This is a genomic window from Paenibacillus vortex V453 (assembly GCF_000193415.1).
Taxonomy (GTDB): domain Bacteria; phylum Bacillota; class Bacilli; order Paenibacillales; family Paenibacillaceae; genus Paenibacillus_AQ; species Paenibacillus_AQ glucanolyticus.
In genome coordinates this window covers 88,184-112,402 of the sequence record NZ_ADHJ01000036.1, presented here as the reverse complement: position 1 = coordinate 112,402, position 24,219 = coordinate 88,184, and the positions used below count along the sequence as shown (strand labels likewise).

Annotated in this window: 19 protein-coding genes and 2 pseudogenes; 14 read left to right on the top strand and 7 right to left on the bottom strand. The window is 49.3% G+C overall.

What is annotated here, in order from left to right; genetic code table 11:
* Positions 1 to 60 precede the first annotated feature (60 nt).
* The 6 genes and pseudogenes from PVOR_RS17800 to PVOR_RS17775 all read left to right on the top strand — a co-directional run bounded on the left by PVOR_RS17800 (position 61) and on the right by PVOR_RS17775 (position 10,846).
* Positions 61 to 2,299: pseudogene (locus PVOR_RS17800) on the top strand (MMPL family transporter).
* Between the two features lie 257 nt (positions 2,300 to 2,556).
* Positions 2,557 to 3,039, top strand: coding sequence for a tetratricopeptide repeat protein (locus PVOR_RS17795; protein WP_006210816.1), 483 nt, complete (start codon positions 2,557 to 2,559; stop codon positions 3,037 to 3,039).
* Between the two features lie 181 nt (positions 3,040 to 3,220).
* Complete coding sequence (locus PVOR_RS17790) at positions 3,221 to 3,466, top strand: hypothetical protein (protein ID WP_006210815.1); 246 nt, start codon at positions 3,221 to 3,223, stop codon at positions 3,464 to 3,466.
* A 395-nt stretch (positions 3,467 to 3,861) separates the two neighbouring features.
* Entirely contained in the window at positions 3,862 to 6,753 is a 2,892-nt protein-coding gene (locus PVOR_RS17785) for a discoidin domain-containing protein (protein ID WP_040680734.1), read from the top strand.
* A 509-nt stretch (positions 6,754 to 7,262) separates the two neighbouring features.
* Positions 7,263 to 8,987: an ABC transporter ATP-binding protein gene (locus PVOR_RS17780; protein ID WP_006210812.1), complete on the top strand. Its 1,725-nt coding sequence runs from the start codon at positions 7,263 to 7,265 to the stop codon at positions 8,985 to 8,987.
* Positions 8,984 to 10,846 (top strand): ABC transporter ATP-binding protein, encoded by a 1,863-nt coding sequence (locus PVOR_RS17775; RefSeq protein ID WP_006210811.1) that lies wholly within the window; start codon positions 8,984 to 8,986, stop codon positions 10,844 to 10,846. Before PVOR_RS17780 ends, PVOR_RS17775 begins: the two co-directional genes overlap by 4 nt.
* Positions 10,847 to 10,940: 94 nt before the next feature.
* Here PVOR_RS17775 and PVOR_RS17770 read toward each other — a convergent pair whose 3' ends face one another.
* On the bottom strand, positions 10,941 to 11,783 hold the full coding sequence (locus PVOR_RS17770; RefSeq protein ID WP_006210810.1) for a hypothetical protein: 843 nt from the start codon (positions 11,781 to 11,783) through the stop codon (positions 10,941 to 10,943).
* A 310-nt stretch (positions 11,784 to 12,093) separates the two neighbouring features.
* Here PVOR_RS17770 and PVOR_RS17765 point away from each other — a divergent pair, with 310 nt between their 5' ends.
* From PVOR_RS17765 to PVOR_RS17750, 4 genes are read left to right on the top strand one after another with little or no spacing between them, the layout of a single operon-like run.
* Positions 12,094 to 13,473 (top strand): right-handed parallel beta-helix repeat-containing protein, encoded by a 1,380-nt coding sequence (locus PVOR_RS17765; RefSeq protein ID WP_006210809.1) that lies wholly within the window; start codon positions 12,094 to 12,096, stop codon positions 13,471 to 13,473.
* Entirely contained in the window at positions 13,470 to 14,048 is a 579-nt protein-coding gene (locus PVOR_RS17760; protein WP_228029969.1) for a nitrous oxide reductase accessory protein NosL, read from the top strand. Before PVOR_RS17765 ends, PVOR_RS17760 begins: the two co-directional genes overlap by 4 nt.
* Complete coding sequence (locus PVOR_RS17755; RefSeq protein WP_006210807.1) at positions 14,038 to 14,859, top strand: ABC transporter permease; 822 nt, start codon at positions 14,038 to 14,040, stop codon at positions 14,857 to 14,859. Before PVOR_RS17760 ends, PVOR_RS17755 begins: the two co-directional genes overlap by 11 nt.
* Positions 14,856 to 15,587 carry an ABC transporter ATP-binding protein gene (locus PVOR_RS17750; RefSeq protein ID WP_006210806.1) on the top strand — a complete coding sequence of 244 codons (732 nt, stop codon included), beginning with the start codon at positions 14,856 to 14,858 and terminating at the stop codon, positions 15,585 to 15,587. The genes PVOR_RS17755 and PVOR_RS17750 overlap by 4 nt, the downstream gene beginning before the upstream one ends.
* Positions 15,588 to 15,647: 60 nt before the next feature.
* Here the strand turns inward: PVOR_RS17750 and PVOR_RS17745 are convergent, their stop codons facing one another.
* Entirely contained in the window at positions 15,648 to 16,136 is a 489-nt protein-coding gene (locus PVOR_RS17745; RefSeq protein ID WP_006210805.1) for a FixH family protein, read from the bottom strand.
* A 14-nt stretch (positions 16,137 to 16,150) separates the two neighbouring features.
* Positions 16,151 to 17,563, bottom strand: a complete 1,413-nt coding sequence (locus tag PVOR_RS17740; protein WP_006210804.1) for a PepSY-associated TM helix domain-containing protein — start codon at positions 17,561 to 17,563, stop codon at positions 16,151 to 16,153.
* Between the two features lie 138 nt (positions 17,564 to 17,701).
* Here PVOR_RS17740 and PVOR_RS17735 point away from each other — a divergent pair, with 138 nt between their 5' ends.
* From PVOR_RS17735 to PVOR_RS17725, 3 genes are all read left to right on the top strand, one after another.
* Entirely contained in the window at positions 17,702 to 18,262 is a 561-nt protein-coding gene (locus tag PVOR_RS17735) for a redoxin domain-containing protein (protein ID WP_006210803.1), read from the top strand.
* A gap of 109 nt (positions 18,263 to 18,371) precedes the next feature.
* Positions 18,372 to 19,196 (top strand): sensor histidine kinase, encoded by an 825-nt coding sequence (locus tag PVOR_RS17730; protein ID WP_006210802.1) that lies wholly within the window; start codon positions 18,372 to 18,374, stop codon positions 19,194 to 19,196.
* Positions 19,196 to 19,852, top strand: a complete 657-nt coding sequence (locus PVOR_RS17725) for a response regulator (protein WP_006210801.1) — start codon at positions 19,196 to 19,198, stop codon at positions 19,850 to 19,852. The genes PVOR_RS17730 and PVOR_RS17725 overlap by 1 nt, the downstream gene beginning before the upstream one ends.
* Before the next feature lie 96 nt (positions 19,853 to 19,948).
* Here PVOR_RS17725 and PVOR_RS17720 read toward each other — a convergent pair whose 3' ends face one another.
* The 3 genes and pseudogenes from PVOR_RS17720 to PVOR_RS17710 all read right to left on the bottom strand — a co-directional run bounded on the left by PVOR_RS17720 (position 19,949) and on the right by PVOR_RS17710 (position 22,618).
* Positions 19,949 to 20,296: a hypothetical protein gene (locus PVOR_RS17720; protein WP_006210800.1), complete on the bottom strand. Its 348-nt coding sequence runs from the start codon at positions 20,294 to 20,296 to the stop codon at positions 19,949 to 19,951.
* Between the two features lie 204 nt (positions 20,297 to 20,500).
* Positions 20,501 to 22,208, bottom strand: a pseudogene (locus PVOR_RS17715) (ABC transporter ATP-binding protein).
* A 68-nt stretch (positions 22,209 to 22,276) separates the two neighbouring features.
* On the bottom strand, positions 22,277 to 22,618 hold the full coding sequence (locus PVOR_RS17710) for a hypothetical protein (protein WP_006210797.1): 342 nt from the start codon (positions 22,616 to 22,618) through the stop codon (positions 22,277 to 22,279).
* 227 nt (positions 22,619 to 22,845) lie between these two features.
* Between PVOR_RS17710 and PVOR_RS17705 the strand changes: the two genes are divergently transcribed.
* Positions 22,846 to 23,325: a nucleoside deaminase gene (locus PVOR_RS17705; protein WP_006210796.1), complete on the top strand. Its 480-nt coding sequence runs from the start codon at positions 22,846 to 22,848 to the stop codon at positions 23,323 to 23,325.
* A 42-nt stretch (positions 23,326 to 23,367) separates the two neighbouring features.
* Here the strand turns inward: PVOR_RS17705 and PVOR_RS17700 are convergent, their stop codons facing one another.
* Complete coding sequence (locus PVOR_RS17700; RefSeq protein ID WP_006210795.1) at positions 23,368 to 24,153, bottom strand: arylamine N-acetyltransferase family protein; 786 nt, start codon at positions 24,151 to 24,153, stop codon at positions 23,368 to 23,370.
* Positions 24,154 to 24,219: the final 66 nt, after the last annotated feature.

The following is a 24,219-nucleotide window of genomic DNA, read 5'->3' as shown; positions in this document are numbered from 1 at the left end:
TTTATTAAGAGAGAATCATGATATGTATGAGGAATAACACCGATTGGAGAGGATCTACATATGCACGGAACAGGACCGAGCTATGGGAAATGGGTTGCTGGAAAGAGAAGCAAATGGGTCACGCTCTTGGTATGGGTGCTCATCGCATTGGCTTTGAATTTGTTATGGCCTGCTGTAGGAGATAAAGAGGATAACCATGCAGCCAATCTGAAGGAGAATGTCCCTTCCGTAATGGCAGAGGCGATTGCAGATCAAGAATTTCCCAGCAATGGGGGAATTCCGGCGTTAATCGTATGGCACAAGGAGAATGGCTTGAATGAAGGCGATCTGGCCCAGCTCCAAGAGCTGACAGCGAGTCTTGAGTCAGACCCGCTGCCTTATCAGAGCTTCGTTGTTCCCTTTCATAAACTTCCGCCGCAAGCGTTGACCGCGCAGCTGTCAGAGGATCAGAGCACACTGGTAATGCCGGTGTTGTTTGATGAGGATCAGGAAACGGATCAGCTCAAGGAAGGGACGGGAGAGCTCGAGCTCCGGACGGAACAGCTGCTTGGCAGCAATCCGTTTCAGGCACCTATTCAGAGCGGGGACGGAATCAGTGCACGAATAACAGGGCCTGTTGGAATCTCCATCGATGCAACGGGATTGTTTGCAGACGCAGACGTGTCACTGATGATCGCTACCGTGCTGCTGGTTCTTATATTACTGCTGCTCATTTACCGTTCACCAATACTCTCCTTGATCCCGCTGGTCGCAGTTGGTTTTGCTTATATGGTAACAAGCCCGATCCTCGGCTTTATGGCCGATCAAGGAGTGATAACAGTGGATTCCCAATCCATTGCGATTATGACGGTGCTGCTCTTTGGGGCGGGGACGGATTACTGCCTGTTCCTGATCTCACGATTCCGTCAGCTGTTATGGCATGAACCTGATAAACGCAAAGCCTTGTTCCAGGCAATTACAAGTTCATCGGGCGCCATTGCCATGAGCGGCTTCACGGTGGTGCTCTCGCTGTTTGCACTTCTTCTGGCCCAGTACGGGGCCTATCAGCGTTTTGCCGTACCCTTCAGCTTATCGATTCTAATTATGTTCATAGCCAGTCTGACATTGGTTCCGGCATTATTGGCCATTTTCGGCAGAGGATCGTTTTATCCGTTCATCCCGAGAACCCCGGAGATGCAAGCCGAACACGCTCAGAAAAAAGGAAAACCCGTCAAAGCTCCGCATAAAGAGAAGGAGAGCTGGATCGGTCGCGTGGTGACAACGAAACCATGGACCGTTGTTTTGGTTGCATTGGTATTACTTGGCGGGCTTGCGACATTCTCATCCCATATCAAGTTTACCTATGATCTGCTCTCGTCTTTCCCGGAAGATGTTCCTTCGCGTGAGGGCTTCGCCATCATGGGGGAACAATTCTCGGAAGGAGAGCTTGCACCCGTTCGATTGATGGTTAACAGCAACGGGCAAACTTTGGATTTGGGGGAACGGCTGCAGTCACTCGAATACGTGGATCGGGTGTCGGAACCGCAGAACGGTGCGGAGAATAACAACATTATCGGTTATGACATTGAGCTTGCCATGAATCCATACTCTATGGAAGCGATGCAGCATATTCCGGATTTGCGTGAAGTCGCAGAAGCTTCTCTTCGGGAGGCAGGCGTTTCAAACCCCGGTGAAGCGGTGTGGATTAGTGGTCAAACGGCTACGCAGTATGACACGGAAATTGCGGGAGAACATGATGCCAAATTGATTATTCCGGTTGTCATTGGACTGATCACATTGCTGCTGCTGGTCTACTTGAGATCCGTTGTTGCGACTGTGTATCTGATAGCCACCGTAATTTTATCGTACTTCTCGGCACTGGGCCTTGGCTGGATCATTATTCACTACGGCCTCGGAGCGGAAGCCATCCAGGGAGCGATACCGCTGTACTCCTTCGTATTCCTGGTTGCTCTGGGGGAGGATTACAACATATTTATGATCTCAAGCATATGGCAAAAGAGGAAGCAGATGCCGCTGAAGCAAGCGATTAAGGAAGGCGTTGGCGAGACCAGCTCGGTGATTACATCAGCCGGATTAATCCTGGCAGGAACGTTTGCCGTATTGGCAACTCTTCCGATTCAGGTATTGGTGCAGTTTGGGATTATCACGGCAATCGGAGTCATGCTGGATACGTTTATCGTCAGACCATTCCTGGTGCCTGCAATAACAACGCTATTGGGCAAGTGGGGCGTTCTGGCCAAGTAAATCTCACATGGCAACAGAAGAGAAACAACCACTGCAAGTCGAGAACAACGCATAAGTTAGAGTGCAGCGCATCGTATAGGAATGCAACTTCTGTCTGGTCAAGTAGAAGCGAAGGGATTAGCCGTTAGTATTCGAACAGATTTGTGCCGTGACGATTAGATAAATACAACAATTCAGTAGGCAGCCACCTCTATTTCTTAGGATGGACTAGGGAATCGAGGGTGGCTGTCTTCTGTTTTGACTTGTACGGAGGAGCGCTGGTAAGATAAGGAAGAGAATGTTTTGAAAAAGGAATCGAGAGGGATGTGACCTATGTCGACGATACAAACGGCAATCGAGCTTCGGTCAGCAGGCAAGTCGGAGGAAGCCAAGCAAATTCTTCTGGGTCTGCTGGAGCAATCGCCCGAAGATCCCGACATTCTGTATCAACTGGCCTGGGTACATGATCTAATGGGGCTCGAAGGTGAAGCAGTACCTTATTATGAGAAGGCGATTTCTTCCGGGTTGAAAGATCCCGAGCGGCGCGGCGCTTTGCTTGGTCTTGGAAGTACTTACCGTACACTAGGCTTGTACAATAAATCCAAGGAGATTTTTGAACGGGGAAGGCAGGATTACCCTCAGGCGAGGGAGTTTAACGTATTCTATGCCATGACATTGCATAATCTCGGTCAATACGATAAAGCGATGGAGTTTCTGCTGAAGGAGCTTGGCGAAACGAGCAGCGATGAGGGAATCCATCGTTACCAGAGAGCTATTGTCTTCTATTCCGACAAACTAAATCAAGTTTGGGAATAAATTTTTGCAAAAGAAACATAAATTATATTATGTAAACTAAATGTTTGGGTGGGTTGGTTTGACGGATAAATCATCATTGCCGTCTTTAAAATTAATTTGTTTTTAGGTTGTCTTCATCTCTCGCTAAGGTTCGGACCTTATACTAAGTATGTCACTAAGAGTGATGGAAGGAGCAACGCAGATGAACAAGAAGAATAAAATGAATATGTGGTCTATTGGGCTGGGAAGTGCTTTCCTGATGATGATGCTTGCCAGCAATGATCATGTCCAGGACGGACAAGCCCAATCCGGCATGGCTTCAAGCGCAGTCAGACCCAACGTGGCCATTCAATCCGTGAATAAGAATTCAACAGCCCAATCGCATGAAGACCAACAGATTACAACAGAAATGATTGATCAATTCTTAAAAATCGTAGCAGAGACATAAGTAAGTTCGCCTTGCGTCCCAATACGTAACCTTTATGAAGACCAGTCCCGATGTAAGGGGCTGGTCTTTTTGACACGTTGCTGTGCAGTTCCGGATCATGATCATAAAAATAATACCTCACATCTAAAAATCAATACATTCCATAAAATGTTATTTGGCCCGATAATTGTTTCAAATGCACTGGGGGGACATTCTCATGGACGACGTAGAGAAATACGTAAACAATGAGTGTCTGGTGGAAGTACCTCAGAGAAAGAAGGTGAAACGAACGCCCGTTATGCAAGCGCTTACCTTGGAGAGGAGCCTGTGATTAAGAATATAACAGCTAGCTGTTAAAGACACCGTGGGAATCAGGAATATTTTAAGGACAAACAAGGAGGTAGCAAATCTTGAACATGAAACGGTTCGTTTCATCGATATCCATTCTGGCTATCGTACTCGGTTTATATTCAGTGAACCCCGCCGCCACGGAAGCGGCAGATGTCGAAGTAACCGCTGCGAATTCAAGTATTTTTGGACCGAATGTATATGTATTTGATCCTTCAACTCCTGTCGCCGAAATAAACAATATCACAAACACCGTGTTCAGTCAGATGGAATCGAATGAGTTCAGCAGCAACCGGTACGCTTTCCTGTTTAAGCCGGGATCGTATAACGTTAATTTTAATGTCGGATTTTATACGCATGTAGCCGGTTTGGGACAGAATCCATCGGACGTTAATATTACCGGGGGATTGAATGTCAATGCGGACTGGGACAACGGGAATGCAACGCGTAACTTCTGGCGTGCCATCGAGAATCTGAGTATTACTCCATCCAGCGGCAAAACGCAAATTGCGGTCTCTCAGGCAGCTCCCCTGCGGCGTCTCCATATTAAGGGCGAGCTGGATCTGTTTGATTTTGATAACAATTGGAATGCAGGCTGGGCCAGCGGGGGATTCTTGGCAGATTCCATGGTTGACGGCATTGTGGTACCCGCCTCCCAGCAGCAATGGTTCTCGCGGAACAGTCAGTGGGCCAACTGGAACAATGGAGTCTGGAATATGGTGTTCGTGGGCAGCAACAATACACCGACCGGGCAATTTCCTGATCCTCCGTATACCGTGGTTGACAGAACGCCGGTAATTCGCGAGAAACCATACCTCTACGTTAATCAGGCCGGACAGTATCAGGTGTTTGTTCCCTCGCTTCAAACTAACAGCAAAGGGGTCAGCTGGGCGAATGGTTCGACACCGGGCCAATCGATATCCATCGATCAATTCTATATTGCGCAGCCTGGAACAGCAACAGCAGCCAGCATTAACAGTGCGCTAAGCCAAGGCAAACATCTGCTGTTTACACCGGGAAATTATCATCTGAACGATACGATTCGGGTCAATAACCCGAACACGGTTGTACTGGGGATTGGACTCCCTACGCTCATCCCGGACAATGGAAAAGCGGCGATGTCGGTTGCGGACGTGGACGGTGTAAAAATAGCGGGTCTGGTCCTTGATGCAGGGCCTCAGGAATCTCCCGTCATGCTCGAAATTGGCCCGAATGGAAGCTCGGGATTGCATGCTGCTAATCCGACATCGCTCCATGATATTACAGTAAGAACCGGAGGAGCCACTAGCGGGAAATACGATAAAGGCATTGTCATCAACAGCCACAACGTGATTGGCGATCACTTCTGGATCTGGCGCGCAGACCACGGTGCCGGGGCAGCCTGGAACACCAATGTGTCCAAGAATGGTCTTGTCGTTAACGGCAACAACGTGACGTTGTACGGACTGTTTAACGAACACCATAACGAATATCAGACGGTATGGAACGGAAACGGGGGTCGACTATATTTCTATCAGTCGGAAATCCCTTACGATGTTCCTAACCAACCCTCTTGGATGAGCAAGAACGGAAGCGTTAACGGGTTTGCCTCGTATAAGGTGGCTGATCACGTCACCAGCCATGAAGCGTGGGGGCTTGGCGTGTACTCGTATTTCAGAGACGCCGCTGTGAAACTTCAAAGCGCCATTGAAGTGCCGAATGTGCCCGGCGTCAAAATTCACCATGCCACCACCATCTGGCTTAACGGAGTACCAGGCAGTGAAATCACGCATGTCATTAATAATACAGGCGGAAAAGTGTATGCGAACTCGCCTGCTGAAGCCATGCGGCAAACGGTAGTCGAATACGCTGGCAGCGGTTCCGGTGATACAACAGCGCCAACGGTACCCGGGAACTTAGCGGCAGCGGCTGTCAGCAGCAGCCAAATCAATCTGAGCTGGACCGCTGCGACGGATAATATGGGTGTAACCGGGTATGACATTTACCGTAATGGAGTCCTGGTTGGCAGCGCAGCACAAACCTCTTACGCCGATTACGGATTAGCTGCCGCAACGACATATCAATATGCTGTAAGGGCTAAGGACGCAGCAGGCAATCTATCGGATTACAGCAGCACGGTAACAGCCGTAACGGCTCCAGACAGTGGCGGTGGCAGCTTGCCGCTGAACCGAAGCGGCTGGACCGTCATCTCCTCTCCAACGAGCGGGGATGTGCCTGAGTATATGCTCGATGGCAATATGTCGACACGCTGGAGCACTGGAGCCGCGATGGCACCTGGACAATACATTGTCATGGATATGAAGGCCGCAAAAAGCTTTGGTAAAATCGTGATGGATTCCACGGGCAGCAATGAGGATTATGCCCGTGGGTATGAAGTCTATGTATCCAATGACGGCACGAATTGGGGCAATGCGGTTTCCAGCGGTAGCGGAAACGGACCTGTGATTACGGTGAATTTTGCGAATCAAAATGCACGGTATATTAAGATAGTACAGACCGGTACGGCCTCCAGCTGGTGGTCGATTACCGAGTTGAATGTGTACGGTTCGGAGAACACGGGGGGAGGCGCTGCGCTTGACCGTACCACTTGGACCGCAGCGTCCACACCTTCCAGTGGAGATATACCGGCTAACCTCCTGGATGGCAATATGTCGACACGCTGGAGCACGGGTGCAGCCATGGCGCCGGGCCAATACTTTGTTGTTGATATGAAAAGCGCGAAGAGCTTTAGCAAGATTGTGATGGATTCCACGGGCAGCGATGAGGATTATGCCCGCGGTTATGAAGTCTATGTATCCAATGACGGAACGAGTTGGGGAAATGCAGTTTCCAGCGGCAGCGGAAACGGACCTGTGATTACGGTGAATTTTGCGAGTCAAAATGCACGCTACATCAAAGTTGTACAGACGGGCACCGCATCAAACTGGTGGTCGGTTCGCGAGTTCAATGTATTCCAATAGCAATTAAAGCGTCAACAGTCCTGGTTCCGCCATTCGGAGCCAGGGCTTTTTTATATGATTGGATAAAGGCTGGGGGATGGGGGCTTTCAATTTGCAATTTAATTTACATCATTAAATATTAATTAGATGAATTCAAGATTGCTGTGATTTTTTTGAAAAACGGGAACCCACGTTCTTGTCATATCTTCCCAGTAAGCTTATTATTATCAATAGGGTTGTTTAAACGTTGACTTCAAGTGATGGGGGCGGAGGAATGAACGATAGGGATCGGAAATGAACCAGCTATTAGAAAAGGCAGCATAGCGATGTTCCTGATGGATTACGGAAGGTAATGGCATGATCTTGTTCAATCTTCTGTCGCTGTGTAATCCGAATAGTTTGAACGGGATTGCTGTGAAGCAGCTTCCTACGACGTGTTACTCGAAGCGGGAGGGATTATGAACGAATGCAAAGCAATCAAATAGTTAAAAAGCAAGCGAAGGACCGCGGGTGTTGGTGTCTACCGGGACATGCTTGTCCGATATGTATTCCCTCACAAAAGGCTGCTGGCAGCTTTAACGGGGCTGCTGTTATTTTCCATTGGACTGCAGCTGATTAATCCGCAGATCATCCGGTATTTTATCGATACGGCACAAGGAGAGGGCAGCATGACCTCCCTTTATTACGCGGCCGGTTTTTTTATCGTATTTTCATTGCTTCAGCAAGGCGTATCCATTGCGGCGGCCTACTACAGCGAGAACCTGGGCTGGACGACAACCAACAAGCTGCGTGCTGAATTGGCGGAGCATTGTCTCTCTTTGGATATGAGTTTTCACAAAACGCAAACGTCAGGCTCGTTAATCGAGCGGGTGGACGGCGACGTCAACGCACTTGCTAATTTTTTCTCCAGTTTCATTATCCATTTGTTCGGCAATCTGATCCTCATGATCGGGATATTGGCACTTTTGTACCGGGAGAACTTCTGGATCGGATTTGTGATGACGGTGTTTGTTATCGGAAGCATCTACGTTATTCAACGGATACGGCAGTTTGCCATACCGGTATGGAAGCGGTGGCGCGAGCTGAATGCGGACTTCTATGGATTCATTGGAGAGCACCTCGAAGGTACGGAGGATACGCGTGCCAATGGAGCCGCAGGATATGTCATGAACCGATTCTATGAGATGGCCAGACGCATGCTGCCGGTTCGCGTTCGGGCGTTCATTGGATTTTTTCTGATGTGGAGTACAACGATATTGGTTTTTGCGCTCGGAAATGCCGCCGCTTTTATTGTGTGCTTCATTCTGTGGAAGAATGGACAGAGCGGCTTGACGATCGGTTCCATTTATCTTGTCTTCTATTACACGGAACTCCTTGCGAAGCCGATCGAGAAGATCCGTACCCAGCTGGAGGATCTGCAAAAGGCAGATGCCAGTTTGATGCGGGTCCGGGAACTGCTCGCGACCGAATCACTGATTAAAGACGGCCCGGGAGCTCAGCTTCCGTCTGGTCCGTTGTCAGTGGAATTCCGCAATCTGAAGTTTGCGTATGAAGAAGGTGGGAAAGCGACGCTTGAAGATCTGCAGCTGCGTCTGGAGCCTGGGCAGACGTTAGGATTGTTAGGGCGTACAGGCAGCGGTAAAACAACGATTGCACGCCTGCTGCTGCGATTCTATGATCCCCAGGAGGGGAGCATCGAGCTTGCAGGAATGGATATCCGGGGCTGCAAGCTCCATGAATTGCGTCGAAAAGTTGCCATGGTCACGCAAAATATTGAGATTCTTGAAGGGACGGTCCGTGACAATCTGACTTTGTTTGATGAGGGAATCGCTGACAGCGATATCGTGTCCGTTCTGGAAGAACTCGGTCTCGGGGATTGGTATGCCTCCCTTCCGAATGGATTAGATACGAACCTCGCCTCAGGCGGTGGCAGCCTGTCTGCAGGCGAGGCCCAGCTGCTGGCATTCGCACGCGTGTTCCTGACGGATCCAGGCCTCGTTATCCTTGATGAGGCATCATCGCGACTCGATCCGTTAACCGAATACCGGATTGAAGCAGCCATTACGCGTTTGCTGCAGGAGAAGACGTGCATCATCATTGCACATCGTCTGGCTACCGTCCAACGTGCCGACCGCATTCTCATTCTGGAGAATGGAAGAACGCTTGAGAGCGGACGCCGGGATGAGCTTGCTTCAGATCCGCAGTCGCGGTTTAGCCGCATGCTTGCCGTTGGAATGGAGGAGGTGCTGGCATGAAAACAAGACATTTTTTCTGGCGGCTGATTCTTTACCGCCCCGGTCTATATCTTTTGAACCTGCTGGCATGGTCCCTCATTCATATGGCACCGCTGGTTCCCGGACTGCTGACCAAGGCCTTCTTCGATCATCTGGAGGGTACATATACTTTCCCTTACGGAGTCTGGGCGATTGCGGTGCTTCTGATTGGTGCAGCTTTAGCCCGGATCGCACTTATCTACGGCGGATTTATGACAGACGTGCATTTTCGGTTCCGTATCAGCACCTTGCTGCGCCGCAATATGCTGTCCCATGTTATGAAAGAACCGGGAGCACGGGCAATTCCATGTTCCCCCGGGGAAGCAATCAGCAATTTCCGAGATGATGTTGATCAGGCCGAAGAAGCGACCAGCTGGTCGGTGGATACTCTGGGACTGATCGGTTTTGTTATGGTTGCCAGCTGGATTCTCATCTCCATTGATCTGCAGCTTACGATTCTCGTATTTGTCCCGTTAATTCTGGTGGTAACCGCAGCACAAATCGCAACGGCACGCATTCAGAAATACAGGGCGGCAAGCCGGGAATCAACGGCTAAGGTAACCGGTGCGATCAGTGAAATGTTTGCCAATGTCCAGGCCATTCAGGTGGCTGGCGCCGAGAAACGCGTAGTCGATCGGTTCGTAAGTCTTAGTGAGAAACGGCGTCAATCGATGGTTAAGGATAAGCTGTTAACGGAAACCTTGTCCTCCATATTCACCAACTCTGTCAATTTGGGTACAGGGCTGATTCTTGTCCTTGCCAGCTTCAAGATGCGGAATGGCGATTTTACGGTCGGTGACCTGTCTCTCTTTGTATATTATTTAACTTTTGTTACCCAGCTCATATCCAACGTAGGCAACTTCATGACCTATTACAAACAGATGGCGGTCAGCTTTCAGCGGATTAAAACGATGCTGCAAGGGGCGCCTGCGTCACTGCTTACAGCAGCCAACTATATCGGTATCGGTCGAGTTAAGGGCAAACGCAGGAGCCATGGCGAAGAAACCGGAAGTCGTGTGGCTGAACGGGATTCAGAGGCTATGGGGATGATGGAGAACTCAGCCATCTCCATGGCTGAAGACGGAGGGGAGAGCACTTATATTCAGGCACCTCCCCTCTCGATATTGGAAGTACGGGGACTCTCCTATCAATATCCTGAAACCGGACGCGGCATCTCGGACATTGACTTCACGCTGAAACGTGGTTCCTTTACCGTTGTTACGGGGATGATTGGCAGCGGCAAAACGACACTGGTTCGCACACTGCTGGGCTTGCTGCCGGCGGAAGCCGGCGAAATTCGGTGGAACGGCGAGAAGGTGGCAGAGCCAGCGGATTTCTTCATTCCACCTCAAAGTGCTTACACCGCTCAGATACCCAGGCTGTATAGCGACAAACTGCGCAACAACATCCTTCTTGGAATATCCGAACAGCCGGGAAGCCTGGATCGCGCGCTTTATGCAGCCGTTATGGAAGATGATATGAAGCATCTGGAATATGGTCTGGAGACGATGGTCGGTCCGCGCGGGGTGAAGCTGTCCGGCGGTCAGGCGCAGCGGACTGCTGCCGCCAGAATGCTGGTGCGGGACGCACAGTTGTATGTGTTCGATGACTTGTCCAGCGCACTCGATGTAGAGACAGAGCGGAAGTTATGGGAGCGGCTCTTCCGCGATCGAGACGGCGCGACATGTCTTGTTGTGTCTCATCGGAAGGCGGCGCTTCATCATGCCGACCATATCATAGTATTAAATGGTGGAGTAATCGAAGCTGAAGGTACAGCAGAGCAGCTGCTGCGTTCAAGCGAGAGCTTCCGTCAGCTGTGGTACGGTGAAGAAACAGGGTGAGAAAAGCAAGCTCATAACGGGTAGCGTTCATTGTCCCGCATCATAGCAATGCCGCAAAGACCTTTCGTCTTTGCGGCATTGCTTATTTATCTTGTTAAAGTTGATTGATTCCACGCCAAGTAGCTTCTAAATTAGAGGCGATATATTCCAGTATCGGTTTGCTGTAGAAATAACCGCTGTGAGCGAGCGGATTCCAGCTTGTCAACCAGTTTCCGACATTAACGGCCACATCTTTACGCACGGTGCGATCATATTCTTCATTTACGTTTTTGAGGGGGTATGCGAGGATATCGTCTGCATCATAGAAATTAACCCATTCGCCGAGAAGCTGGTGATGGTAGTTCTTCAACTGCTCGGAAGGAACCTCGATCGGTCTGTCAAAGTCACGGTAGCGCATGCTCCACAGGGGCAAGGTAGTACCCAGAGTGTAGAACAACGTCAGCAGTTCGCCTCGCTCCAAGGGAGATTTCGGGTCAATGACCAGACGGTGTCCGCGGGAGGAGAATTGCAGATCATAGAAGAAATTGCTTGCGATCACGCTCCCCAGGCTATGCGAGATGACACATAACGGAGCATGGGGACCGGCGGATAAGGTTAGTCTGTGGAGGGCTTCACTGATGGTCCGATGGACGGCTTCGTAGTTCTGGTCTTCGGATTCCACGGGCTGATAAGCTACCGCATCCGCCAGATTATGAATGACGTACTGCCTGAGCTCCTGGTAACGCAAACGATAAGGCTTTATGCTGCTGCGGATTAACTCATCTTCACGAGACGCAAAAACATCGGCCCAATGCACGGCTTCCATTGCCAATTGATCATGCGGAATTCCGGATGTTCGAGAGAAGGTTTCTTTTAATTTCTGCATAAATTTATCCGCATAATCTTTTTTCTGTGTTCCCAATCCGTGTACAATGATCACTGCAATTTTTTGCTCCATGCAACGGCAGCCCCCTTCATCGGAAATGGAATGAATGGATACCTTTACCTCTTTATAAGCGATATGTACTCCGATTGTAAATAGGTTATTACAGTGCATAGCACTGTGAGGGAATATCTCAGGGCTGAAGATGACCCCATAATTGTGAAAAATCTGTCCATAAATCAGAGACGATTTCGTTAGCATATAGCTCGATATGGTCATAGGACAAATTCAATTCCATTGATATAATCAGTTCATTCCAATACGAGCAGGGAGGGAAATGAGTGATGGTCTTTGGCATTCGTCCAGTTCATGGTGTCGATGCGATATGTTGACAAGAAGGCGAAATAAAACCGCAATCCTCTGTTTCACAATGGTTGCAGCCGTCTTGATAGGACAGGCAATCATCTCTGTCTCAACTGCCGAAGCAGAACTGGCCAATACAACTTCGAGCACCGGCGAGCTGCAAGCCCTGATTGATCAGGCGCACCCAGAGGAGCGCATCCGGGTTCCATCCGGGGTTTATGAAGGGTCATTAATACTATCGAAGAAGATTACGCTGGAAGCGGAGACGGAAGGAAGCGTATCCATCGTAAACGCCAACCCTAACACGAGGTCAGTCATACATATTGCAGCAGATGATGTGGAAATTTCGGGTATTCAGATCATTAACGAGTCTCCATCTAAAATTCCTGCGCTTCTCATAACAGGGGACCGCACCGTTGTGGAGAACATGAATATTCAGACAGCATCACAAGGAATAGTCCTCGAGGATGCGAATGATGGGCAATTCAGGAGCAATATCATTCAGTGGAGTGACTCGGCGGCAGGCCGGGCCGTGAAGCTGTTTGATAAGGGAAACGGGATCGACTTGTATAATTCGCATCGGAACATCATTCGCGATAATACGATTCAGCGAGTGCATGATGGGATCTATATGGAGAATAGCGATGACAATCGACTGACCTTTAATGTGATTGAACATTCCCGTTACGGGATTCACAGCATGTATTCAAAAGGAGCCGTTATTCAGAATAACCAAGGGAATTTCAATTATACCGGGGCGATGATCATGGCGAGCCGTGAGGTAGAGTTAACCGGGAACGTGTTCAGAAAACAAAGCGAGAACGTAAACTCGCAAGGAATCCTGATCTTTCAGGTACAGGACTCTCTATTTAAGGATAATAAGGTGATTGGAAACCGGGTGGGTCTGTATCTGGAACAATCCGAGAACAATCGGATGGAGAATAATGAGATTGCGGATAATTTTATCGGCATTCAGCTCTTGGGTGCACGGGACAACCTCATCACGGGCAATACCCTGTCCGGGAATGTTGCCGAAACATTGGCCCAGGACAGCGCCAACAATTCACTTGATCGTAATTATTGGGACTCGTTCCAAGGGATTGACACGGACGGCGACGGCATCAGCAACATTGCGTATGCGATCAATCCTTTTTTTCAGGGGCTTATTAAAGAACGACCGGCATTCCAGCTTTTCTTCCAATCACCGAGCATGGTATTTCTGGAAGGGCTGTACCAGGCTGACCAGAATACCTGGACCACCGATGAGGAACCGCTCATGGTTCCGTTGACCTCTGATCAAACTTCCGGCCAAAAAGCTTCGTCTACCGCAAGCGGACTTATCGGAGCAGCTTTATTGATCTTAACGTTATCTATTTTACAATGGGCAAGGAGAAGAGAATGATGAAATGGACAAGAAGTTCCAAATCGTACCGGGTTTCGCTAACTGCGCTGTGTATATTGGCCGTTTGGCTGATGACCGCTTGTGGGAGCAAGGACTATAAACCGCAGGCTATTAATGAAGAAACCGATCGCTGCGTTATTTGTAACATGGCGATAAAAGATGACGTATTTGCGACTCAAATCATCACGACTGACGGTCAGTCGCTAAAATTTGATGATATTGGCTGCATGAATGAATGGATCACGCAAAATGGTACCGATACGGTAGGCGCTACGTTTGTCAGGGATTATAACAGCAGCCAATGGCTGAAATACGAAAAAGCCTATTACGTTTATGATGCCTCCATCAAAACACCGATGGCATACGGTCTGGTTTCGTTTGAACAAAAAACGGAGGCCGAGGCGTTCATGAAGGAACAAGGCGCAGGCAAACTCATGACAGCCGAACAATTGGAGGACCATTCCTGGGAAGTCAACCGAGACATGATGGATATGGGATCACATGACCATTCCCACACTGAAGAAACAGCTGATGCGGAAGAGACCCACAAGGAAGAAGAACATCATGGTAAATGATGCGGTGCATATTGCCGTCAGAGAAATGAAGATGGGGTTTCGCAATCCGTGGTCCTATTCATTCATGGGACTGTTTGGATTGTTTATGTTATGTTTGCTGCTTATTAATAACGGCGGCTATGTGGAGGGATACTCCAGCATAACGGGTACCATGCTGAATTTGATATTGTACCTGCTTCCGCTGATGACGTTGATGCTGGGCGCGTTCTCCCTGACAGGCGATAAGGAGGACGGAAGCTGGGAGCTTCTATCGTCTTATCCGCTCCGAACGTTGTCTTTTATATTAGGGAAGTTTGCGGGGCTTGCTGTCGTTCTGTTTGTTCTTGTTTCCTTCGGCTTTGGCCTGTCGGCCGTTATGGGGTGGATCACGGGCAGAGGTCTGGACGCACATACTTACATTCTGTTATATGGCTATTCGATCAGTCTGGCGCTTATGTTTCTGGCGGTATCCTTTCTGATCGGCACCGTGGCTGTCAATCGCTGGCAAGCATTGACCGTTGCTGTTGCGGTATGGTTTTTCGCCATTATCGCATGGTCACCTCTGCTTATTGCGGTGCTTGGCATGATGCCTTACGGTTGGATAAAACCCAGCATTTCTGTGTTTACCTTGTTTAATCCTGCAGAATTGTCGCGGATATTTGCTGTGGTGAAACTAGGCGGCGGCTCCGTTCTCGGACCGCAGTATTACGATTGGGTCCGATGGATTCGGCAGCCGATGGGTTCGGCGGGTTATATCATAGCCATTCTGGTCTGGGTAGGGGCATCAACCGGTTTGACTCACTGGCTGTGGGAGAGGGGGAGAGCGCGATGAGTGAAACATTTGTACAAATGACTGATGTAGGCAAAACGATCAAGGGTCAGATCATCGTCAACCAGCTAAACCTGAAGATTCCAAGGGGACAGGTTGTGGCTCTCCTGGGAGGAAACGGCGCCGGCAAGAGTACGATTCTCCGGATGCTGGCCGGAATCATCCAGCCCACCCGCGGGGACATCCGGGTAGGGGATTGGAGCTGGAAGGAGAACCGCAGAGGATATGCGGAACTTATCGGTTATATGCCTGACGATTACAGATTCAGTCCTGGACTGACGGCAAGGGAGACGATGGCCTTCTGGGCTAAACTTAAGGGACTGACGGCAAAGCACGGCGATGATATGCTTGCCCGGGTCGGATTGGAGCATACCGGAAACAAAACGGTCTCCTCCTTCTCCAAGGGGATGCGGCAGCGCGTTTTGTTTGCGCAAGTATTGTTGGGGCAGTCCCCTCTTATCATCATGGATGAGCCCACGAACGGTATGGATCCCTATTGGATGCAAAGCTTTGTGGAAATGGTTCGCGAAGCGGCGTACCGAGGTCAGACGGTGTTGTTCTCAACACACCAGCTCCACATCGCGGAGGCTTTGGCAGATCGAATATTATTTCTCAAGGAAGGCGCGATTCGTTTCGAAGGGTCCGGTGAAGATATTCGGCAGCAGTTGGGTTCATCAGGCATGGAGAAAGCATTCGATTATTTATTCGGTATAGCCGATGGTCCCAGATGAGTAAGAGCCGTAAGTGACAGTTGACCTGCTCACGACGGCTCTTTTGCTTATCGTATGTACTTAATGATGGTGGTGTCCTCCTCCGTCAGGAGTCTGGACAGCGTCACCCTTAAGGGACTGTTCGATTAGAGCTAGCTTCTCGACTGCTTCATTGCCAATCGCAAAATACCGGGAAGGCATCACCTGATAATCCTTCGAATGGACTCGGCACGTTACAACATAGAGTCCCTTATCCAGTTTCTGGCTGGCTTCATAGAGTCCCGGTTTCGTTTGGTGACCCTCAACCATTTGTACAGCTTCCGGATCGTTCTCAGGGAAAATTTCAAATTGCACCCGATCGGCATCCTGGAACGGTTGTTCATTGTGCTCGATGGCAACGGAGAAGGTTTTGTTGTTGTCCGAATCCGCCCTTGTTGTGATCTGTAAGTCAACCGACAGGTGAGGGAGAAGGCCGTCTGCCGATGGGGACGGATCATGGGAAGTGCATCCGCACAGCAAGAGCATCATGAGCAACAAACCGAATACAGCTGTTTTTATTTTAGATGGCATTTGCGCAACTCCTCCTAGGCTGTAAACCAGTGTTTTAGTGGTTTAATATGACGAATGATCAGTACATCGAGCAGCAAGACAACCAGAATGGATACACCGACCAGCGGCATGATCACCCCAAAGCACAGCATAATCGCCAGCACCCCTATGGTCAGTCGTTTGTCCTTCGCTCGGCCCGGTGCTCCAAGCTTCCCTGAAGGCTTGCGTTTACGCCACATGAAGTAGGAGCTGATCGCGATAAGCATGATGCCGATGCAGGTCAAGAGGCCAAGAATCTGATTCGCAACCCCGAACAATCGTCCTTCATGGAAGGCAATGCCGAGCGTGATCGCTTTGGCCATGATGCCATAATCCTGAAACCGAACATCGGTCAGGATGGCTCCACTATACTGATCGACATGCAGCGTAGCATTAAGACCTGGCTTCTTATGGTCGGTAGAGATGGTATACACCCCGCTGTTTCCATTCGGCATGGAGATGGTGTAAGGCTTCTGAACGTTTTTCTGGTCTGCGATTCCGGTCATTTCATTAACATCCAAACGGATATAGCTGCCGCTCATCGATGCAGGTACCGGAATGTTCTCGGCGGCCCATGGAATGTCTTCGGCAACATCTTTTGCGACCGTAACCGATTGGGGCTTGTCCATAAAACCTAATGCATACGGGGGATAATTGGTATGCGTGGCATTGGCAAACCGATCGATTTGTTTACCCAGTACGCCTGACCACGGAAGTCCGCTGAGGATGAGAATCACGATGCTGATGGACAGCCAAAAAGCAGGGACGGCATGGAGATCACGCCAGAATGTGCGGCTGCCTCGTTTGCCTAATCGGGGGAGCAGCGTACCCCATATCGCTGATTTATTGCGCGGCCACCATAAATAGAGACCTGTAATGACAAGGATGACGGCCCAGCAGGCTGATAGCTCGACGAGCCGGTTCGGCCATGTTCCGCTCATCAGCAATTGGCTGTGCATTTTTTTGAAGAAAGCGGAGAAGGTTTGGTCGCTGTTCTGAATCCCGCGGATCGTGCCTGAATAGGGATCGGCATACAGGATAACGGATTGTTCATTGCGTATGGCCGACATTCTGAACGTGGACTCCGGGTGATCAGGCAGGGTGATCGAGGATATCTTGGTACCCGGATAAGCACCCTCTGTCTTGGCAATGATCTCGGATGGACGGAGTGCCTGCGAGCCCACTTCGCGTACAGTGAGCATGTCCTTGTACAAGTACCCTTCAATCTGCGGCTTGAACAGATACATGGACCCGCTGAACGCCAGAATAATCAGAAACGGTGCGAAAATAATACCAGCATAAAAATGCCATCTCCATACCGACTGATAAAGGGAAGTCGTCCAACGGACACGCGGTTTTTTGGATCTTGTTGCTGGGGTGATAGCATCCTCTTCTAACATACTTTTCATCAATCATTACTCCCTGTTAAACTGGAATTTTTCTTACAATTGTTATTATAGATGCGACTCTATCTAGCACCTATGGCTCGAAGTAGTCATTTTCATCGGTTTTTGACAATATTTTGATGATGCTTAAAGGAGGTCAATATGATTCGCAAAATTTCCACAGGAAATATTCGAGTGATCCGGCACCTGTTGTTAGGGGGTGCACTGATCCTCATTGTCATTCTGACAATGAAGTCGGTTCTTACATACACCGCTAACGAAGCCGATGTTCGAATCGGCCATGAAGTCCCTGATTTTACGTTAACCACGATGGACGGAAAGGAGATACAACTGAGTGATTTCAGGGGATCGGGGGTATTGCTCAATTTCTGGGCTTCCTGGTGCAACCCTTGTGTTAACGAGCTCCCTCTTATGAACGAGGCTTCCAAGAAAATGCATGGCGTGGAGGTGGTGGCCGTCAATGTCGGAGAAGACGCAGCCATCGTAGAGCGGTTTGCAGAACGCTATGATCTGGAATTCAAGATCTTGCTGGATCAGGACAATCAAGTGAAACGCCTGTACCGCATCACAGGTTTGCCAGCGACAATTCTGATCGATAAGAACGGCATCATGGTTGATCGCGTCGTCGGCGAGCTGGATGATTACAGCCGTATCCTGGGTCTTATGCAGCGGGTTCAGTCAAGCCAATCCGATCTCCAATAGCTCTTTGGAGCCATACCGATATATAATGATATTGATTACAATGAGGGAATAACGAGCTTGACCAGACATCACGAGATAAGTCATGAAATTAACGAAGGCGGGAAATAACATGTCCTATAAACAAATGAAATGGTTGATCTTAATCATTCCAACCTTGACGATTGGCATCTGGGAGTATGTTCGCCATGAGTTCCTGCTGCCTTATATATCGATGGATTTAGGGAATTGGCTTGCGCCGGTGATTGTGTTTTTGGTATCCATTCTGTTTCTGACGCAGCTGTTCTCGTTGATAGAGCGTAACCAGGCGGAGCTGAATGAAGCCCGGGCGCTGCATGCATCCCTGCAGGAGCGGGAGAAAATTGCCCGCGAGCTTCATGATGGCATTGCACAATCCCTGTTTTTGCTGAATGCTCAGATCGATCGGATGGAGGCCATCGGAGACTCCGGGGAACTTCCGTATCAGGAGGTCAAAGAGAGTGTGCATCGGGCCAATACGTATGTGAGAGAGGCAATCGCCAATCTCAGATACCCTATAGATCCGGAGTCGGTCTCCTGGATGCAGAGCATGAACAGTCTGATAACTGAAATTAAGCAGGAGACCAACCTCCAATTTGATATACAGTGGGATATTCCGGACACGATGCTGTCTGCCAAGGAAAAAGTGGAGCTTCTGGCCTCAATAAGGGAATCCTTATTGAATATCCACAAACACGCCGAAGCGAAGCATGTATGCATAACGGCGGTAGAAACGGACTCAGGCTGGAAGTGTTCCGTCAGCGACGATGGAAGGGGCTTTGAGTTGAACAAGCCGCTCAGCAGCAACCGATACGGGATCAAAATTATGAGAGACCGGGCAGAGGCCATGGGCTGGAAATTCATGATGGAAAGACTGCATAACAAAACGATTATTAGCATTCGGAAGGAGATCACCTAATGAATAAACAGCCTTTTCGGGTATTAATCATCGATGACAGCGATCTTGCGAGAGAAGGAATCCGCACCATCTTGAGCAGTGATTCTACCTTTGAGGTGGTAGCTGAGGGGCAGAGCGGCGAGGAAGCCCTGGAGCTCACGGAGAAATGGATGCCTGACATCATCCTGATGGATATTCAGATGCCTGGAATGGGCGGACTAGAAGCGACCAAGCAGGTCAAGGACAAGTTTCCTTACGTTAAAATCGTGATGGTCACGGTATCCGATGATATCGCCCATCTGTTTGATGCCTTGAAGCGCGGAGCGCAGGGGTATCTGTTAAAGAACCTGAATCCTGAATCGTGGCATGAATATCTGAAAGCTATAGCCGTGGACGAAGCGCCGATGAGCCGTGAACTCGCTTTTCGAATACTAAAGGAGTTCTCGCAGCAAGAGAAACCGGATCCAGGCAACAGTCCGCTAACCGCACGGGAAAGAGAAATTCTGGGCCGCGTGGCCGAAGGTTTGTCCAATCGCGATATCTCTGTCGCCTTGTGCATATCCGAGAATACGGTCAAGAATCATCTGAAAAATATTTTGCAAAAGCTGCATTTGGAGAATCGGGTTCAGCTTACCCGCTATGCCTTTGAGCAAGGCTGGATGGGAAAGAGATCGTAAGTATAGCCGCAGATGATACCAATCTCCAATCGGTTTAAGGGATGAAGAGGACACGAAATTTAAGATTCCAGCAAAAGAAACCGGTGCATGGTGTGTTCATTTCTGTTTAACAAGGAAGATGCCAACCGCAATGACTCCGATGCCGACCCAGTTCTTCCAAGTCGGAACTTCCTTCAGGAACAAGTAAGCCACTCCTAATGAAATCAGGATTTCCAAGCATTTAGAGAAGATGAGGGTGTAGCCTAATTGATCGGTAGCTTTGTATCCATAGCGGATCCCGTATCCTATGCACATATTGGCAATGAGGAACAAGGGGAGCATGAACAACTGAAACTGCAGCGTAGGCCAGAACAGATGCTGGATATGCTTGGTTTGGTATGAAAATACGAGATTGATGATCGACAGACCGCCGAAGAGCAAGCCGATACTGTAGATGTAGAACATAAAGCGCCTCCTATAACCATAGTCATTGCGGTACGCCATTAATGTTTCCTCGCAACAACTTTTTTATCCATGGACAATTTGAACGAATGCTGTTGTGCAGTCCTGCTGAAATTTTGTAAGGCCTTCGGTGCAAGCGAAGAGTGTGCTTGGCAACATAAAAAGGATGGCTCCCTTACAACCGGGAACCATCCTTCTTTCATATGCTTAATGAACTTGATGAAGCCGGCTGTACACGCCGCCGGAATGAATCAATTCCTGATGTGTGCCCTGTTCGGCAATGCCATCGGAATTCACGACGATAATCCGGTCCGCACTCTGAATCGTGGTCAGGCGGTGAGCGATAACCAGCGTTGTTCTGCCCACCGACAGTTCTGCAAGCGACTTCTGGATTTGGGCCTCCGTCTCTGTATCCAGTGCGGACGTGGCTTCGTCCAGGATCAGAATCGGCGGGTTCTTAAGGAACATTCTCGCAATGGATAATCGCTGCTTCTGACCGCCGGACAGCTTGACTCCGCGTTCCCCGATGATGGTCTCCATGCCGTCTGGCAGGCTGCGTATCAGGTCATCCAGCGATGCGCGCCGAGCGGCTTCCCAGATTTGATGATCGGTTGCATGTAAATCGCCATACGCGATATTGTCCCGGATCGTGCCGGAGAACAGGAAGACATCCTGCTGCACGATGCCGATATGCTTGCGCAGGCTTCGCAATTGGACATCCCGGATATCGATTCCATCAACCGTAATGCTGCCTTGCTCCACCTCATAGAAGCGGGGGAGCAGACTGCAGATCGTCGTTTTGCCCGCACCGGAAGGACCGACAAACGCGACGGTTTCCCCGGCACGAATCGACAGGTGAATGTTATTCAAAATGGTTCTTGACGACTCATATCCAAAGGTTACCCCTTCAAAGCGGATATCTCCCCGGACGGAGGAGAGGGAAACGGCATCAGGGGCATCCGCGATTTCCGGATCGGTTTCCATAATCTCCAGGTAACGTTTAAAGCCGGCAATGCCTTTGGGATAACTCTCGATAACCGCATTGATCTTCTCGATCGGGCGGAAGAAGATGTTGGAGAGCAGCAGGAATGCCATGAACTCACCCATTTCAAGCTTGCCCTGGATAAAGAACCAGGCACCGCAGATCATAACAAACACCGTGATTAATCTCATTAGCATATAGCTGACCGACATGCTCTTTGCCATGGTTTTGTAAGCCAGCAGCTTGGTGGCACGGAACTGCTTATTCTCCTCGGCAAACAGCTTCTTCTCATGTTCTTCATTAGCAAACGACTGAACGACACGGATACCGCCAACGTTGTCTTCGATGCGGGCATTGAAATTCCCTACATTCCCGAACAATTGTCTATACGTTGTTGTCATCCTCCCGCCGAATTTGATGATCAGCCATGCCATGAATGGCACGATGATGAAGGTTAGCAGTGCAAGCTCCAGATTAATGTAAGCCATTAGGGAGAACGATCCGAGCAATGTCATGATGGCAATAAACACATCCTCCGGCCCCATGGTGAGCTACTTCTCCGACATCGTTCAGATCATTCGTGATGCGGCCCATGAGGTGGCCGGTTTTGTTGTTGTCAAAGAAACGGAAGGATAACTTCTGAATATGAGAGAACATGTTCTCCCGCATATCCGTTTCAATATTAATGCCCAGCATATGTCCCCAGTAGGTCACAATATATTGCAGCGCGGTGTTCAGCGCATAGATGGACAGCAGGACGATACAGGCGATAAGGATCAACGGCCAATCCTGGCTTGGCAGCAGATCATCAATAAATTTGCTAACGGCCAGCGGAAAAGCAAGCTCAAGGAGTCCGGCGATGACCGCGCACGTAAAATCAAGAATGAACAATCCCTTATAAGGACGATAGTACGAAAAAAACTTTCTGATCAAGTATCATCACGCTCCAAGTTATACCTCTGTCAGGGTTATGGGTTTGAATAAACAATGTCTAACAGCCATTAACGGCTGTCACTGGGCTGCTTCGTATCATACAACTCAAAAGCTTGAATGTACTCGTGAATGATCTGATCCACGGCCTTCAGCTCTCCGCTGACCACGTCTTTAATTGCTTGAAAGTCGGGGTCATTTACCTGCTTCTTCAAGGTATCCCGTTTCACATATAAATGGTCTAGAAAAGACAGCGCACGCCCCCTGCGAAACGTCTGCGCCATCTTACCGCCTTCTCTGCCGCCGTGGTGTTCCTCAAGACGTCTTCCGTGACGCCCGCCCTGACGGTGGCTATCGCGATGGCGGAATTCCTCCCGGTTCTGGCCCGGCATATCCTGATCCTCTTTTCGCATGCAGCACGACCTCCTTCAAAATTAATTGTATACGTATGTATACCTCATAATTTGATTGTATACGTTCGTATACAATTTCGTCAATCCATTTATTTAGGATATTGGAAAATTCGAGGAGACAGAGGGAAGATATGCTATGATTATACATAATCGCCCCGAGGAGAATGTAGAGGGATTGTGACCACGGGAGCGTAGAGAGTAGAGACCATAGAGGGGAGCTTAACGCAATGACCGAACCTAATCATGAATACTGGATGCAGATAGCCATCGAGGAAGCCCATCAAAACGTTCAGAATGTGGAGGGTGGACCTTTTGGAGCGATTGTCGTTAAAGAGGGGAAAGTGATAGGCAGAGGCCGGAATCTGGTTACTGCTCTGAATGACCCTACAGCTCATGCCGAAGTGCAAGCGATACGAGAAGCATGCCTGCATATGGAGGATTTTCAGTTAAAGGGCTGTACGATTTATACCAGCTGCGAGCCTTGCCCGATGTGCCTGGGAGCTATCTATTGGTCAAGACCGGACGCCGTCTATTATGCAAGCACCAAAAAAGAGGCAGCCGAGATCGGGTTTGATGATCATTTTATATATGACGAGATTGCAACACCCATGGAACAGCGTTCGATTCCCATGAAGCAGATTCAGACCGATGATTATTTGCTGCCCTTTCAAGCCTGGAGCTCAGCCGAGCGCAAAATTGAATATTAACATGAAGAACCCGGGTTTCCTGTAAGGGTAGCCCGGGTTTGTTTATGACTTGGCAATTTTGATGCCAAAATAAGTATTGAGCGCATTCGCATATTCCTGCTCGTTGCCTGGCTTAAAGGAATGGACGCCGCTAGGCTTGTAGATTCTGAATTCGTCATTGTCAACAGTGTTTCTGCCTTCTGCCGTACGGATGGATACTCGGGCGGTTTTGTTAAAGGGCGATTCGGGAGCATGCTCGCACCAGAATGAAGTCGTAATGAAATCTCGGGGGAGATTCGGTTCCTCCGTAAAGGAGAATACGGGATCCCAGGCTTCCTTCTTCCACTCCTCAAGCATCCAGCCGTATGCTTCTGTTTGTACGAGACGGTAGGTTTCATTGCCCTGGGTTTGCTCCAGGCCATCCACCAGCTCCAGCGGCTGACGCGGACCTGCCCCTCCCACACCAACATCGGCAATAAAGCGCTGCTCCCCGATATTTATCTGCAGAATATGATGCCTGCGTTTGGCTGGGGTATCGGTTTCATCCCGCCAGAAGCGGCCGAAGTAATGAGTGACCTCAAAACCCAGCTCCTGCAGCAGCCAGCCAAACAGGGCATTCAGCTCGAAGCAGTAACCGCCGCGGTGCCTCGTCACGATTTTATCGTAAAGATGGGGGATATCTAGGGAAAGGGGAATTCGGTCCAGGATATCGAGATTTTCATAGGGTACGGTGTGCACATGCTGCTCTTGCAATCTGGCAAGCATATAGGCACTATTTACAATTGGGCCGGTGTATCCAATACGATCCAGATACTGGTTTATGTCCAGGGTATTGACCTTGTTATTCATTTCATCACCGCAACTTTCGTATTTGGTCAGCTTGGTAGAACGTAGCGAAATATAATTATATACTTT

Excerpts from the sequence above, each read along its gene's own strand:
- PVOR_RS17795 (WP_006210816.1), top strand. The coding sequence starts at position 2,557 with ATGTCGACGATACAAACGGCAATCGAGCTTCGGTCAGCAGGCAAGTCG.
- PVOR_RS17790 (WP_006210815.1), top strand. The coding sequence starts at position 3,221 with ATGAACAAGAAGAATAAAATGAATATGTGGTCTATTGGGCTGGGAAGT.
- PVOR_RS17785 (WP_040680734.1), top strand. The coding sequence starts at position 3,862 with ATGAAACGGTTCGTTTCATCGATATCCATTCTGGCTATCGTACTCGGT.
- PVOR_RS17780 (WP_006210812.1), top strand. The coding sequence starts at position 7,263 with ATGCTTGTCCGATATGTATTCCCTCACAAAAGGCTGCTGGCAGCTTTA.
- PVOR_RS17775 (WP_006210811.1), top strand. The coding sequence starts at position 8,984 with ATGAAAACAAGACATTTTTTCTGGCGGCTGATTCTTTACCGCCCCGGT.
- PVOR_RS17770 (WP_006210810.1), bottom strand. The coding sequence starts at position 11,783 with ATGGAGCAAAAAATTGCAGTGATCATTGTACACGGATTGGGAACACAG.
- PVOR_RS17765 (WP_006210809.1), top strand. The coding sequence starts at position 12,094 with ATGTTGACAAGAAGGCGAAATAAAACCGCAATCCTCTGTTTCACAATG.
- PVOR_RS17760 (WP_228029969.1), top strand. The coding sequence starts at position 13,470 with ATGATGAAATGGACAAGAAGTTCCAAATCGTACCGGGTTTCGCTAACT.
- PVOR_RS17755 (WP_006210807.1), top strand. The coding sequence starts at position 14,038 with ATGGTAAATGATGCGGTGCATATTGCCGTCAGAGAAATGAAGATGGGG.
- PVOR_RS17750 (WP_006210806.1), top strand. The coding sequence starts at position 14,856 with ATGAGTGAAACATTTGTACAAATGACTGATGTAGGCAAAACGATCAAG.
- PVOR_RS17745 (WP_006210805.1), bottom strand. The coding sequence starts at position 16,136 with ATGCCATCTAAAATAAAAACAGCTGTATTCGGTTTGTTGCTCATGATG.
- PVOR_RS17740 (WP_006210804.1), bottom strand. The coding sequence starts at position 17,563 with ATGAAAAGTATGTTAGAAGAGGATGCTATCACCCCAGCAACAAGATCC.
- PVOR_RS17735 (WP_006210803.1), top strand. The coding sequence starts at position 17,702 with ATGATTCGCAAAATTTCCACAGGAAATATTCGAGTGATCCGGCACCTG.
- PVOR_RS17730 (WP_006210802.1), top strand. The coding sequence starts at position 18,372 with ATGTCCTATAAACAAATGAAATGGTTGATCTTAATCATTCCAACCTTG.
- PVOR_RS17725 (WP_006210801.1), top strand. The coding sequence starts at position 19,196 with ATGAATAAACAGCCTTTTCGGGTATTAATCATCGATGACAGCGATCTT.
- PVOR_RS17720 (WP_006210800.1), bottom strand. The coding sequence starts at position 20,296 with ATGTTCTACATCTACAGTATCGGCTTGCTCTTCGGCGGTCTGTCGATC.
- PVOR_RS17710 (WP_006210797.1), bottom strand. The coding sequence starts at position 22,618 with ATGCGAAAAGAGGATCAGGATATGCCGGGCCAGAACCGGGAGGAATTC.
- PVOR_RS17705 (WP_006210796.1), top strand. The coding sequence starts at position 22,846 with ATGACCGAACCTAATCATGAATACTGGATGCAGATAGCCATCGAGGAA.
- PVOR_RS17700 (WP_006210795.1), bottom strand. The coding sequence starts at position 24,153 with ATGAATAACAAGGTCAATACCCTGGACATAAACCAGTATCTGGATCGT.